The organism is Streptomyces sp. NPDC002004 (assembly GCF_053593975.1).
In genome coordinates this window covers 35,136-48,461 of the sequence record NZ_JBSFDP010000005.1, presented here as the reverse complement: position 1 = coordinate 48,461, position 13,326 = coordinate 35,136, and the positions used below count along the sequence as shown (strand labels likewise).

The following is a 13,326-nucleotide window of genomic DNA, read 5'->3' as shown; positions in this document are numbered from 1 at the left end:
ACACCTGGTCCCCCGGTCCGCGAGCCGCTCGGCCGGGTACGCCCGGAGGGAACGCGGCCGGGGGCCCGGCGGGGTCAGCCCTCGGCGGCCACCGCACGCATCGGCGTGGTCTCACGCGACTGGCCGGCGCCGGCCGGCTCGGCCTCCACGAACTCCGGCGCGGCCTCGAGCACCGGGTCCGTCTGCGTCGGGGCGGTGCTGCCGGAGCGCTCCGGCAGCAGGTCGAGTACTGCCCTCCGGTGCGCCTCGGACGTGGCGTCGTCGTACGGATCCGGCGTGGCCGGCACCTGGATCCGGTGGACGGCTCCGGTGCCCAGCCGGGCGTACCCGCGGCCGGCCGGCGTGTCCACGGCGGCCGTCGTGTTCGGCGCCGTGCCCAGCACCGCCTCCGCGTGCTCGGGCGAGACGCCGCCGAGCACGACCCGCGCCCGGGTGTGCTGGAGCACGGCGTCGCTCAGCGAGCCCAGACCGTCGAACTGTTCGGCGACGACGACCGTCACGTTCGCCGCCCGCCCGTGCCGCAGCGGCACCTGGAGCGAGGCCTGCGGGTCCCGGCGTCCGTCCGCCGCGGCCAGATGCCCGAGGACGCTCGGCCTGTCCAGCAGGATCCACAGCGGCCGCCGGGTGTCGTCCGGCGGCGGGTGCCCCGCCTGCCGGGCCCGGTTCGCCGCGATCAGCCGGCGCTCCGTCTCGTGCGCCGCCCACTCCAGGCTGGCCAGCGCCCCGGCGAGCCCGCACTCGACGGCGAGCACCCCGCGCCGGCCGGTCAGACACGCGTACTCACCGCTCCCGGTGCCCTCCACGACCAGCACGTCGCCGTGCTGGAGAGCCTGGAGGGCGATGGACCGCAGCAGCGTCGAGGTGCCGGTGCCGGGCTGTCCGACGGCCAGCAGATGCGGTTCCGTGGACCGCGGCCCCGTGCGCCACACGACCGGCGGCACATCGCGCGGGCCGTCGTCGCCGAGCACGGGCAGGGTCCGCTGCACCCCGGTCGCGTCGGTGAACCCGAGCACGGTCTCGCCGGGCGCCGTCACGAACCGCTGTGCCGCGATGTCGGTGGGCAGGGGCGCCAGCACCGCCACGGTGAGCTCGTTGCCCTCCTCGTCCCATGTGAAGTGGTACTCGCGTCCCCGCCCCGACTTGGCGCGCAGCAAGTGCTCGATGCGGGCCCGCTCCGTGCCCTCGCCGTCCATGAAGTACGCGGGATAGCGCACGACGAGCAGCGAGATCCGCCCGGTGCGGTCGAATTCGTAGGCCCCGAAGGCCTTCTCCCACTCGCCGCCGTGTGCGTACAGCGGAGTCGGGTCCTCCGGGACGGAGAAGAACGGCACGAGCGCCTCGTACAGCGATCGCAGCCGTTGCACCTGGGACTCGTCCGGCCCCTCGGGTGCCGCCGGGGTGCGCTCCCGCCCCATCCAGGCCGCCGCCCCCATCAGCGCGATGAGGGCGAGCGACGGTCCGTACGGCAGCAGCGTCACGATCAGCAGCACGGAGGCCGCCAGGAACAGCAGCGGCCCGCGCCGGTCCTTCGGCGTCTCGGCCCACTTGCGCCGCCCGACGGCTGCCAGCCGGCGCAGTCCACGACTGATCGTGATGAGCGGATGGAGGACATCGGTGGCGCTGTCGGCCGCCGTCCGTGCGAGCTCCCGGCCTCGGGCGAGCTGCGCGCTGCCGTTGCTCAGAATGCGGGGAAGGGGGCGCCGGGCCACGTCTGTCTCCTGAAGGTGTGTACGACGGGGGCTGATGCGGTCAGAACTTGATGCCGCCGATGAGGCTGGCGAGGCTCTCCCCGCCGGCCTTGATGCTCGGAGCGATGGCGGTGCTCGCGAGGTAGAAGCCGAACAGCGCGCAGACGGTCGCGTGCGAGCCCTTGAGTCCGTCCTTGCGGAAGAACAGGAAGACGATGATGCCGAGCAGCACGACGCCTGACATGGAGAGGATCATGGGGTTTCTCCTGGTCGGTGGGGGACAGTCACCATGAGTTCTTCCAGGCTCACAGAATGTATCCATACGATAAAAGGTGCAAATGGGTGAAATTCTGACGTTTTCACCCGACTAGAAGGCCTGCCCGGCTCTTCCGGTCCGCCGGGCGCCGTGCCCGTCCGGTCCGTGCCGCTGTCCGGGCGGGCCCGTGGCGCTCGGACGATCCTTGCCGCGGACGGGGCCCGCCGTGTGTACGGCAGGGCAGTACTCTGTCGATTCACTCGTACGGCCGCACCCGGCGCGAACAGCGCGCATAGGGGCGGCCACCTGCAAGGAAAGGCGGTTGCGGCGATGAGCGAAGCCCCCGACCCGGAGGTCGTGGAGCTGGCCTCCAAGGTCTTCGACCTGGCGCGGCAGGGCGACGCCGAAGCGCTCGCCGCGTATCTGGACGCAGGTGTTCCGGCGAATCTCACGAACGACAGGGGCGACTCCCTCGTCATGCTCGCCGCGTACCACGGCCACGCCGACGCCGTTCGCGCCCTCCTGGAGCGCGGCGCCGATGCCGACCGCGCCAACGACCGTGGCCAGACGCCCCTCGCGGGGGCCGTCTTCAAGGGCGAGGAGGCGGTGATCCGAGCCCTCGTCGACGGGGGCGCCGACCCCGCGGCGGGAACCCCGTCCGCCGTCGACACGGCCCGGATGTTCGGCAGGCACGAGCTGCTGGAGCTGTTCGGCGCTCACTGACCGGAGCGCCGCTGACCAGGGGGAACGGGGGTTGAACCAGGCAGGGCGACGGGTCGCGCGAAATGTGGTCGCGGCGGGAAGAACCGCTGGGTCATCATGACGTCGTGATTCACGGACGCGACGGCTGGGCAGGTGTTGCCGCACCGCGCGGCCCGTGACCGGCCCGACGCGGGCCACCGACGAGAGGCAGGAAAATGGTCTACAACGAGCAGCGGACGACGGGTGCCCCGACGTGTTGTCGCGCGACCAGGTAGTGCACACGATCCCCGGTTGCGTCGACGCTTGATGTGAGGCTGTTTCCCATGTTCGATCCGGTCATAGCGCCCAGCGGCACGCTGCTGGGCCTGCTCCAGAGGGGCCGCGGCGATGGCACGCTGCATGCGCTCACCGCACCACGGCCCGAGGCCCTCGCGGCCCTGAACCACTGTGTGCTGCGCGATCCCCGCCACGACTGGCAGGTGGAGAACCGCTCCCTGTACTACGCCCGGCTCTTCCTGGACCTGCACGGTGGTCTCGGCGAGATCGAGCGGCACCTGTTCGAGCCCGAGGACGCCCTCGACACCGACGAGAACCGCACCGGCCTCGCCCTTTCCGTCCTCGGCCACCTCGCTTCGTACGGCAGGCGCGACGCGCTGGAACTGCTCCGGCGGTACGCGGCGTCCGGCTCCAACTGGGCCTGGGCCCTGGACGAGCTGGCGCTGCGCGACGACGACGCCGGACTGCGCGCCCTCGCCGTTCCCGTCCTCGGCAGATTCCCCGAGAACCCCGAGGGCGACGCCGCCCTCGCCACGGCCGTGCGCGACGCCTTCGAGCCGCGGCCCTGGCGGTTGTGGGCCGACGATCCACGCCCGTCCGTCGGCACCCGGGTGCGGGCCGCCGGCGAACGGGGCTCATTCGACCGCTGGCAGCGCCAGCTCCGCCCCACCGGGCCGCGACCCGGCTGGAGCGTCGCCGCCGTCTTCGACTGGGCCCAGCAGGGCCTCGACCGCGGCGCCCAGCTGCACGTCCCCGCCGCCCGCTGCCTCACCGCCGTAGCGGGACCCGAGGACCGTCCGGAGATCGTCGCGGCCGCCCGGGACGGCGGCGACGGCGCCCGCTGCACCGCCCTGCGCTACCTCGCGGACACCCAGGACCCCGAGGTGCTCGACCTCATCGAGGCCGCCGTGTCGGCCCCCTCCGCCGTCGTCGTCGACGCCGCGCTCGACGCCTTCGAACGCATGCGCAGCGTCGCCGCCGTCGACCGGGCGCGCGGCTGGGCCCACCGGCCCGACGCGCTCGGCGCCGCCGCCGGACGCGTCCTCGCCTGCCGCGGCGGCGCACAGGACCGCGACCTGGTGCTGGGCGCCCTGCGCGAGGCGGTCCGGGGCGAGGGACCCGACGCGCCGACGCTGTGGACCCTCGTCGACGGAGCCGGACGGCTCGGCATCGCGTGCGCGGCGCCCGTACTGCGGCACATCTACCGAGAGACCGCCTCGTCCCATCTGCGGGGCCGTGCCGCCCGGGCCCTCGCCGCCACCGCCCCCTCGTTCGCCGCGGGCTTCGCCGTCGAATGCCTGTGGGACTGCGAGGAATCCACCCGCGAGGTCGCCGCGCGGCATGCCGAGACGGGCGATGCGCGCGTGGTCGACCGGCTGCGCAGGCTGGCCGCGGACCCGGCCGAGGAGGACGAGGTGCAGACGGCGGTACGGAGCCGGATGGTCGGGCCCGACGCGCCGGCGGCCCAGTAACGGGGGGCGTCCTGGCGGGGCGTACCGGGCCCGCGGGTCCGGTACGAGCTCCAGGGACGCCCCAGGGCCCGCGGACGGCTCCGGGCCGACCGGTGGCTTCCGGTGCCGGCTCCCCCCGAGGGCCGGCCCGACGGATTCCCGGGGTGCCCCCGCTCCCCCCGACGGGAGGCGGCCGCGATCGGCCCGGCACCGCCCCGCATTCCGGCAAACCCGGCAGGAGCCCCGTCCGCCCCGCGGCGCCGGCTCGACCCGCGACGCAGACCGCTGCGGGGAGCTCTTCGTCGGGAGGCGCACCGGGATGCCGCGGTGCGCCTCCACCATCCGTGCGGCGGACGTCCCCGCCGTTTGGCCGGAAGACGACGGAACGCTCATGGGACGTTCCTCGTCCGGAAAGATCCACGTTGACGAGGCCACGTCCGGCGCGACGACAACACCGGTATGCGTGTCGTCCTCGTCACCGAATCCTTCCCGCCCGATGTCAACGGCGTGGCCCACTGCGCCCTGCAGACCGCCCGGCACCTCGTCGCACGCGGTCACGACCCGCTCGTCGTCGCCCCGGCCACCGCACCCGGGGCGGGCACGGACGCCTCCGCGCCCTGCCCCGTGGTCCGGGTCCCCTCCCTCCCGCTCCCCGGATACCCCCAGGTCAGAGTCGCTCTGCCGAGCCGCCGCCTGGCCGCGGCCCTGATCTCCCACCAGGCCGACCTCGTGCACCTCGCCAGCCCCTTCGTCCTGGGTGTCCGCGGTATGGCCGCGGCCTCCCGGCTCGGCATCCCCGCCGTCGCCGTCTACCAGACCGACCTCGCCGGATACGCCCGCACCTACATGGGAGCCGGCGAAGCCGCCGCCTGGCGGCGTATCCGCAGCGTCCACGCCGCTGCCGACCGCACCCTCGCCCCCTCCACCGCCGCTCTGCGCGACCTGGAGGAGCACGGGGTGCCCCGGCTGCGGCTCTGGCCCCGCGGCGTGGACACCAAACGCTTCCGCCCCGAGCTGCGTGACCCTGCTCTGCGCCGTGAACTCGCCCCGAACGGGGAGGTCATCGTGGGATACGTGGGCCGGCTGGCCCCCGAGAAGCACGTCGAACTCCTCGCCGGGGCCTGCGGCCTGGACGGCGTCCGCGTCGTCGTCGTGGGCGACGGCCCCAGCGGCGACGGGCTGCGCGACGCCCTGCCCGGCGCCGTCTTCCTGGGCCGCCGCACCGGCGACGAACTCGCCCGGATCTTCGCCTCGCTGGACGTCTTCGTGCACACCGGGCCGTTCGAGACCTTCTGTCAGACCGTGCAGGAGGCCATGGCGAGCGGCGTCCCCGTCGTCGCGCCCGCCGCGGGCGGACCGCTGGACCTGGTGGACCACCGCCGCACCGGGCTGCTCGTGCCGCCCCGCGACGAGCACGCCGTCCGCGAGGCCGTCCGTACCCTGGCCGCCGACCCGGCGCTGCGCACCGCTTACGGGGCCGCGGGCCGGACCACCGTCGAGGGCCGCACCTGGGAGGCCGTCGGCGACCGGCTCCTCGGCCACTACGCCGACGTCCTCGCCGCGCGGACGGCGGTGGCGGCATGAGCGGCCCGATGAGGATCGTGCGGCTCGCGAACTTCGTCGCGCCCGCGTCGGGCGGACTGCGCACCGCGCTGCGCGAACTGGGCGCCGGGTACCGCGCCGCCGGGCACGAACCCGTGCTCGTCGTGCCCGGACCGCACATGACCGACCGTGACACCGAACAGGGCCGGGTGATCACCCTCCCCGGACCGCTGCTGCCCGGCACCGGCGGCTACCGCGCGCTCACCGACCGGCGGCGCGTCGCCCGGCTCCTGGACCGTCTCGCGCCCGACCGCCTGGAGGTCTCCGACCGCACCACGCTGCGGTGGACCGGGGAATGGGCCCGCCGCGCACGCGTCCCCGCCGTGATGGTCTCGCACGAGACCGCACACGGCGTGCTGCGCACCTGGGGCCTGCCCGAGGCGGTCGCGCAGCGGGCCGCCGACGCGCTCAACACCCGCACCGCGCGGGCGTACACACGCGTCGTGTGCACCACCGAGTGGGCCGAGCGCGAGTTCGTCCGCATCGGGGCCCGCAACGTCGTACGCGCCCCCCTGGGTGTGGACCTGACGGACCGCCACCCGGGCCTGGGGGACCCGGGCCTGCGCGGGACGTACGCGCGCGGGGACGAGGTGCTGCTCATGATGTGCTCCCGGATGTCCGTCGAGAAGCGCCCCGGCACGGCGCTGGACGCAGTGGAGGAGCTGCGCCGGCGCGGTGTGCGGGCGCAGCTCGTCGCCGCGGGCGACGGCCCGCTGCGCGCCCGGCTCGAACAGCGGGCCACGGAGCGGCGGCTCCCGGTGACCTTCCTGGGGCATGTGCGCGACCGGGAGGCTCTCGCCGCGCTCCAGGCCACGGCCGACGTCTGCCTGGCTCCCGGCCCCGCCGAGACCTTCGGTCTCGCCGCCCTGGAGGCCATGGCGTGCGGCACGCCGGTCGTCGCCAGCGCGTCGTCCGCACTGCCGGAGATCGTCGGCGCGAGCGGCGCCACGGCCGCGGACAGCGGGGCGGCCTTCGCCGACGCGGTCCTGGAGGTCCTGGAACGCCCCGCGGCGGCGCGGCGCGAGGCGGCACGCGCGCGTGCCGAGTGCTTCGGGTGGGGCGCCGCGGTGGAGGGGTTCCTGCGGGCCCACGACACGGAGGTCCTGGTGAGCCGGGCGGCCGGGCCCGGGCCGCAGGCCGCTTCCGCGCCGGTGCGCCCGGAGCGTGCCGCATGAGAACCGTCCGGTTCGTCGCGCTGGGGGACTCGCTCAGCGAAGGTGTGGGGGACCCCGTCGGCGACGGGTGGCGCGGCTGGGCCGCACTGCTCGCCGACGGGCTCGCCCGCCCCGACGCCGAGGTGCTGTTCCACAACCTCTCGGTCAGCGGCGCACAGACCCGGGAGGTGCTGGAGAACCAGACCCCCGCCGCCCTGGACCTGAGCCCGGACCTCGTCTCGGTCGTCGTCGGGGTCAACGACACCCTGCGCTGCACCTTCGACATCCACTCCGTGGCCGCCCGGCTCGACCGCGTCTACGGCGCCTTCACCGCCCGGGGCGCCGTGCTGCTCACCGCCTGCCTCCCGGACCCGGGCGCGATGCTGGGGCTGCCCGGCACCCTGGCCAGGCCGCTCGCCCGGCGTCAGCGGGCCGTCAACACCGTGGTGCACGCGCTCTCCGAGCGCCACGGCGCGGTCCATCTGCATGCCGCCGAGGGCGACTGGGTCACCGACCGGGCCATGTGGAGCGCCGACCGGCTCCACCCGGGCGAGCGCGGGCACCGGGTGCTTGCCCTGCGCTTCCAGGCGGCTCTCGCCGACGCCGGATTCGCGGTGGGCGACCCCGTCCCGTCCGAGCCGCAACTCCCGCCGCCCACGCGGGCGGCGAGCCTGCTGTGGCTCGCCACCGCCGGTACGGGGTGGGTGGTGCGGCGCTGCACCGACCTGCTGCCGCAGCTCGCCACGCTGGCCGCGGACGAGGTGCGCCACCGGGCGTGGGGGACCAGTGCCCGGCTGGACCTGCGGGCCTCGCACGCCGTGGCCGCGGCGCTGGCGGCCCTGCCGACGGGGACACCGGACGCGGCATGAGCACGCGCGGGGCCGGCTGCCGTCCCCGGCACGCGGTACGGCCGGCGCCGCCCGCAGGTCGCCCCTGCGGGCGACCGTGTGCGACGCGGGCGGTCAGCGCACGAACCGCACGGGTGTCCCCGGAACCGCCTGCGCGGCCGCCGCCAGGTCCGCCTCGCGGACGACCGCCACCACCGGGTACCCCCCGGTCGTCGGGTGGTCCGCGAGGAACACCACGGGCCGTCCGTCCGGGGGTACCTGGACCGCGCCCAGGACCATGCCCTCACTGGGGAGTTCCCCGGGGACCGCACGCTCCAGGGGCGGTCCCTCCGTGCGCAGGCCGATACGGTTGCTCGCCGCCGACACCCGGTACGCGCGGGTGGTCAGCGTGCGCAGGGCCGAGTCCGTGAACCACGCGTGCCGCGGTCCGAGCGTGACCCGCAGGACGAGTTCCCGGGGAGGGGCGGGCTGCGGAGCGACGTCCAGACAGGCCCGGGGACCCACGACCGGGCCGAGGGGCAGCACGGCACCGTCGGTCAGGGGCGTCGGTCCGAGGCCCGACAGAAGATCGGTGGCGCGGCTGCCCAGGACCGGTTCGACGGCCACTCCGCCCGCGAACGCGACGTATCCGCGCACTCCGTGCACGGCGGGGCCGACGTCGAGCACGGCCCCCGCGGGCACCGCGACGGGCGCGCCCCAGGCCACCGGCCGCCCGTCCACGGTCACGGAACTCGGTGCCCCGCCGACCGCGACGGTCACCGCACAGCGCGGCCGCACCGCACAGCCGGTGAGCGTCGTCTCCAGGACGGCCGCGTCCGGCGGGTTGCCGACCAGCCGGTTGACGAGGGCGGCGGCCGGCCCGTCGAGGGCGCCGGAGCGGGGCACCCCGAGGTGGGCGTGACCGGGCCGCCCCCGGTCCTGCACGGTCGTCAGCGCCCCCGCCCGTACGACGGCCAGCGCACGGTCGGTCATGGCCGCCCCTCCGGTACGAAACGGACGGCCGCCCCCGGTGCCAGCAGCGCGGCGGGCACCCGCGCCGGGTCCCACAGCACCGCATCGGTGGTGCCGATCAGCTGCCAGCCGCCCGGCGACGACCGCGGATACACACCGGTGTACGGGCCCGCGAGCGCGACGGAGCCCGCGGGGACGGCGGTGCGCGGTGTCGCCCTGCGTGGGACGTGGCGGCGGGCGGGCAGGCCCGTCAGATAGCCGAAACCGGGCGCGAATCCGCAGAAGGCGACCCGGAATTCGGCCGCCGAGTGGATCCGCACCACGTCGTCCTCGGACACGCCCCACAGCGCCGCGACGTCGGCGAGGTCCGGACCGTCATAGCGCACCGGGATCTCCACGACGTCCCCCGCGCGCGGGGGCTGCGTCGGCACGTCCCAGGAGGGCAGCAGGGAAGCGACGGCCCGGGGGTCGTCGAGGCCGTCGAGGAGCACCGTCCGGGCGGCCGGCACCACCTCGCGTACGCGCAGCTCCCCCGACGCGCGGCGGCGCAGCACCTCGGCGTGCAGCGCCTGCGCCCCTTCGCCGTCGGCCAGTTCGACGAGCAGGGCCCGCTCACCGACGGGAAGAACCCTCATGCGAACGCCGCCACGCGGACCCCGGCCTCCTCCAACCGCGCCCGGACCCGCCGGGCCAGGCCGACCGCGCCGGGGGTGTCGCCGTGCAGGCACAGCGAGCGGGCCCGCAGCGCCAGCGGCTGCCCGTTCAGCGACGTGACCCGGCCGAACCGTGCGAGACCGACCGACCTTTCGACGACCGACTCCGGGTCGGTGACCAGGGCGCCCTCCGTGCCGCGCGGCACGAGGGTTCCCTCCTCGGTGTACGCCCGGTCCGCGAACGCCTCGTGCACCACCGGCAGTCCGGCCTCGGCCGCGACGTCCAGGAACCGCGACCCGGGCAGGCCCAGCACGGGCAGTGAGCCGTCGGCGACGAGGACGCCCTCGACGACCGCATGTGCCTGCTCCTCGTCATGGACCACCCTGTTGTAGAGGGCCCCGTGCGGTTTCACATAGGACACGCGGGTGCCGGCCGCGCGCGCGAAGACCTCCAGGGCGCCGATCTGGTAGGCCACTTCGGCGGCCAGCTCGTCGGCGGGCACGTCCATCGCGCGGCGTCCGAATCCCGCCAGGTCGCGGTAGGAGACCTGGGCGCCGATGCGTACGCCGCGTTCGGCCGCCCGCGCGCAGACGCGTCGCATGGTGGCCGCGTCCCCCGCGTGGAAGCCGCAGGCGACGTTGGCGCTCGTGACGACGGACAGCAGCTCCTCGTCGTCGGTGAGGCGCCAGCGGCCGAAGCCCTCCCCGAGGTCGGCGTTGAGGTCGATCGGGAGCGAGGTCATGGGTATTCGGTTCTCCTGGTCGGGCGGTCAGGCCACGCGGTACTGCTCGTCGCGGGCGTCGGTGAGGAACATCTGCCCGGGCGCATGGGTGATCGCGAACGGCGGGCGCGAGGCCATCACCGCTGCCTGGGGCGTCACACCGCAGGCCCAGAACACCGGGATGTCGTCCGGGTGCGCGGCCACCGGATCGCCGAAGTCGGGGCGGTCGAGATCGGTGACGCCGAGCCCGGCCGGGTCGCCGCAGTGCACGGGGCTGCCGTGCACCGCGGGCAGCAGGGAGCTCTCCCGGATGGCCGTCCCGAGGTGCTCGGGCGGGACCGGGCGCATCGAGACGACCATGGGCCCGTGCAGCCGGCCGGCGGGACGGCAGGGACGGTTGGTCACGTACATCGAGACGTTGCGTCCCTGCTCGATGTGGCGCATCGGCACCCCTGCCTCGGTGAGCGCCCACTCGAAGGTGAAGCTGCACCCGATGAGGAACGACACGAGGTCGCCGCGCCAGTGGGCGAGGACGTCGGTGGGTTCGTCGACGAGTTCGCCGTGCTCCCACACCCGGTAGCGAGGCAGATCCGTGCGCAGATCGGCGCCGGTCGCCAGGGGAGTGGTCCAGGCTCCCGCGTCCGTCACGTCCAGTACGGGGCACGGCTTCGGATTGCGCTGGCAGAACAGGAGCATGTCGTAGGCCCAGTCGGCGGGCACCGCGATCAGGTTGGCCTGGGTGTGGCCTGCCGCCCAGCCGGCGGTCGGCGTCGACAGTCCCGCGCGGAAGCGCGCCCGCGCCTGCGCGGGGCTGCACGCGCGCGTGGCGGCCGTCGGCTCCGCCGCGGGTCCCTTCGTGCGCTCCGTCGTGGCGCTCACAGCAGCTCCCTGCCGCGGGTCTCCGGCAGGCCGAGCAGCGCCACCACGGCGAGCCCGTAGCCGATGGCGCCGAACACCAGAGCCCCGCCGACACCCCAGCTGTCGGCCAGGAAACCGACCAGCGTGGGGAAGAGCGCACCGACGGCACGTCCCGTGTTGTACGTGAAGCCCTGGCCCGTGCCCCGGACCGCCGCCGGATACAGCTCGCTCAGGAACGACCCGAATCCGCTGAAGATCGCCGACATGCAGAAGCCCAGCGGGAAGCCGAGGACGAGGAGGAGGGTGTCGGCGCCGCTCGGGATGTGCGTGTACGCGAGGATCGCGGCCGCGGACAGGAAGGCGAACAGGGCGATGTTGCGCTTGCGTCCGAGGACGTCCGTGAGGTGGCCGCCCGTCAGATAGCCGATGAAGGCGCCCGAGATCAGGAGCGTGAGATAGCTCCCCGTGCCGACCACGGACAGGTGCCGCTCGGTCTTGAGGTAGGTGGGCACCCAGGTGGCGAGTGTGTAGTAGCCGCCCTGGACGCCCGTCGACAGCAGGACCGCGAAGACGGTGGTGCGCAGCAGACCGGGTGCGGCGGCCGTGCCCGGCCTGAAGATCGCCGCGAAGGAGCCCTTGTCGGTGCTCGCCGCCCGCTGCTCGGCCGCCTCCGGGGCGTCCTGCACCCGGCGTCGCACCCAGACGATCAGGAGGGCCGGGAGGGCGCCGGTCCAGAACATCACGCGCCACGCGATGTCCTCGTCCAGGAACTGGAAGACGAGCGTGTAGACGACCGCGGCCAGAGCCCAGCCCACCGCCCACGAGCTCTGGACCGCCCCGAGGGTGCGGCCCCGGTGCCGGGCCGTGGCGTACTCGGCGACCAGGACCGCGCCGACCGCCCACTCCCCGCCGAAGCCCAGTCCCTGGAGGGCGCGGAAGACGAGCAGCATCTCGTAGCTGGGCGCGAAGCCGCAGGCCACCGTGAACACGGCGTACGTGACGACCGTGATGAGCAGGGCCCTCACCCGGCCTATCCGGTCCGCGACGATTCCGGCGACGGCGCCGCCGACCGCCGACACGGCGAGGGTGACCGTCGTGATCAGCCCGGTCTGGCCGCTGCTCAGGCCGAAGTAGGCCGAGAGCGCCACCATGCTCAGCGGCAGCGTGAAGTAGTCGTACGAGTCGAGCGCATAGCCGCCGAAGGCGCCCGCGAAGGCGCGGCGCCCGCGCGGTCCGAGGGCGCGCAGCCAGCCGAACGGCCCGTCGTCACCGCGCAGTCCACCGGAGGGTGGGGCGTGGTCCGCCAGGGATCGGGGCGGAGGGGTTGTGCTCATGGGCACCTCGCAGAAGGGGGGAGGGTGCTTGCGAACACCCGACAAGGTAGAGGATCGTTGAACGATCCCTCAATACCCCTGTTGTTTCGATCTCATGTCTGCGGTTGAATTCCGGCTATGTCAGAACTGACGGGACTGGCCGACGACCGCGCGCTGCTGAGCCGCACGAGCACGGCGGAACGCGTCGCGGACATCCTCAGGAGCCGCATCGCGGAGGGGTATTTCCTGCCCGGAACGCGGCTGTCGGAGGACAGCATCGGCGGCGCCCTCGGCGTCTCCCGCAACACCCTGCGTGAGTCCTTCCGGCTGCTCACCCATGAACGGCTGCTCGTCCACGAGCTCAACCGGGGCGTATTCGTACGGGTCTTGACAATTCAGGACGTAGAGGACATTTACCGCACCCGGCGGCTCGTCGAGTGCGCCGTCGTCCGCGGCCTCGGCGAGCCGCCGTTCGCCCTGGACACGGTGGCCGCCGCGGTCGCCGCGGGCCGCGCGGCCGCGCAGGAGGGCGAGTGGAAGGGCGTCTCGACCGCCAACATCCACTTCCACCGCGAACTGGTCGCCCTCGCCGGGAGCGAACGCACCGACGAGGTGATGCGCAGCGTGTTCGCCGAACTCCGGCTCGCCTTCCACATGGTGGACGACCCCCGGCTCCTCCACGAGCCCTACCTCGCGCGCAACGAGCGGATCCTGCACACCCTCGAGGCCGGGCGGAGCAAGGAGGCGGAACGGCTTCTCGCGGAGTACCTCGACGACTCGCGGCGACAGCTCGTCGCCGTGTACGGGGAGCGCGTCGCCGAGGCGTGACGCCCTCGTTCCGCAGCGCTCGGG

13 protein-coding genes are annotated in these 13,326 nt (G+C 74.5%); 6 read left to right on the top strand and 7 right to left on the bottom strand.

The genetic code is table 11. The features are described 5' to 3' along the window. Positions 1-74: 74 nt before the first annotated feature. The gene (locus tag ACWCP6_RS10515) at positions 75-1,709 is read right to left on the bottom strand and encodes a hypothetical protein (protein ID WP_450931990.1); all 1,635 of its coding nucleotides are present in this window, start codon (positions 1,707-1,709) and stop codon (positions 75-77) included. A gap of 40 nt (positions 1,710-1,749) precedes the next feature. Further along, a complete protein-coding gene (locus ACWCP6_RS10510) occupies positions 1,750-1,944 on the bottom strand; it encodes a hypothetical protein (RefSeq protein ID WP_450931989.1) in 195 nt (64 codons plus the stop codon). 330 nt (positions 1,945-2,274) lie between these two features. Here ACWCP6_RS10510 and ACWCP6_RS10505 point away from each other — a divergent pair, with 330 nt between their 5' ends. The 5 genes from ACWCP6_RS10505 to ACWCP6_RS10485 all read left to right on the top strand — a co-directional run bounded on the left by ACWCP6_RS10505 (position 2,275) and on the right by ACWCP6_RS10485 (position 7,998). Next, positions 2,275-2,667, top strand: a complete 393-nt coding sequence (locus ACWCP6_RS10505; RefSeq protein WP_450931988.1) for an ankyrin repeat domain-containing protein — start codon at positions 2,275-2,277, stop codon at positions 2,665-2,667. A gap of 302 nt (positions 2,668-2,969) precedes the next feature. Further along, positions 2,970-4,394 (top strand): HEAT repeat domain-containing protein, encoded by a 1,425-nt coding sequence (locus ACWCP6_RS10500; protein ID WP_450931987.1) that lies wholly within the window; start codon positions 2,970-2,972, stop codon positions 4,392-4,394. 438 nt (positions 4,395-4,832) lie between these two features. Beyond that, complete coding sequence (locus ACWCP6_RS10495; protein WP_450931986.1) at positions 4,833-5,957, top strand: glycosyltransferase family 4 protein; 1,125 nt, start codon at positions 4,833-4,835, stop codon at positions 5,955-5,957. Further along, positions 5,954-7,150: a glycosyltransferase gene (locus ACWCP6_RS10490; RefSeq protein WP_450931985.1), complete on the top strand. Its 1,197-nt coding sequence runs from the start codon at positions 5,954-5,956 to the stop codon at positions 7,148-7,150. Before ACWCP6_RS10495 ends, ACWCP6_RS10490 begins: the two co-directional genes overlap by 4 nt. Further along, positions 7,147-7,998, top strand: a complete 852-nt coding sequence (locus ACWCP6_RS10485; protein WP_450931984.1) for an SGNH/GDSL hydrolase family protein — start codon at positions 7,147-7,149, stop codon at positions 7,996-7,998. Before ACWCP6_RS10490 ends, ACWCP6_RS10485 begins: the two co-directional genes overlap by 4 nt. Positions 7,999-8,091: 93 nt before the next feature. On the opposite strand, the gene ACWCP6_RS10480 is transcribed toward ACWCP6_RS10485, so the two are convergent. From ACWCP6_RS10480 to ACWCP6_RS10460, 5 genes are read right to left on the bottom strand one after another with little or no spacing between them, the layout of a single operon-like run. After that, positions 8,092-8,949 carry a 5-oxoprolinase subunit C family protein gene (locus tag ACWCP6_RS10480; RefSeq protein ID WP_450931983.1) on the bottom strand — a complete coding sequence of 286 codons (858 nt, stop codon included), beginning with the start codon at positions 8,947-8,949 and terminating at the stop codon, positions 8,092-8,094. Next, the gene (gene pxpB / locus ACWCP6_RS10475; protein ID WP_450931982.1) at positions 8,946-9,563 is read right to left on the bottom strand and encodes a 5-oxoprolinase subunit PxpB; all 618 of its coding nucleotides are present in this window, start codon (positions 9,561-9,563) and stop codon (positions 8,946-8,948) included. The genes ACWCP6_RS10480 and pxpB overlap by 4 nt, the downstream gene beginning before the upstream one ends. Then, a complete protein-coding gene (locus ACWCP6_RS10470) occupies positions 9,560-10,324 on the bottom strand; it encodes a LamB/YcsF family protein (protein WP_450931981.1) in 765 nt (254 codons plus the stop codon). Before ACWCP6_RS10470 ends, pxpB begins: the two co-directional genes overlap by 4 nt. 27 nt (positions 10,325-10,351) lie before the next feature. Then, a complete protein-coding gene (locus ACWCP6_RS10465; RefSeq protein WP_450931980.1) occupies positions 10,352-11,182 on the bottom strand; it encodes a putative hydro-lyase in 831 nt (276 codons plus the stop codon). Further along, entirely contained in the window at positions 11,179-12,495 is a 1,317-nt protein-coding gene (locus ACWCP6_RS10460) for an MFS transporter (RefSeq protein ID WP_450931979.1), read from the bottom strand. Before ACWCP6_RS10460 ends, ACWCP6_RS10465 begins: the two co-directional genes overlap by 4 nt. Before the next feature lie 117 nt (positions 12,496-12,612). Between ACWCP6_RS10460 and ACWCP6_RS10455 the strand changes: the two genes are divergently transcribed. After that, on the top strand, positions 12,613-13,302 hold the full coding sequence (locus ACWCP6_RS10455; RefSeq protein WP_450931978.1) for a GntR family transcriptional regulator: 690 nt from the start codon (positions 12,613-12,615) through the stop codon (positions 13,300-13,302). Positions 13,303-13,326 lie beyond the last annotated feature (24 nt).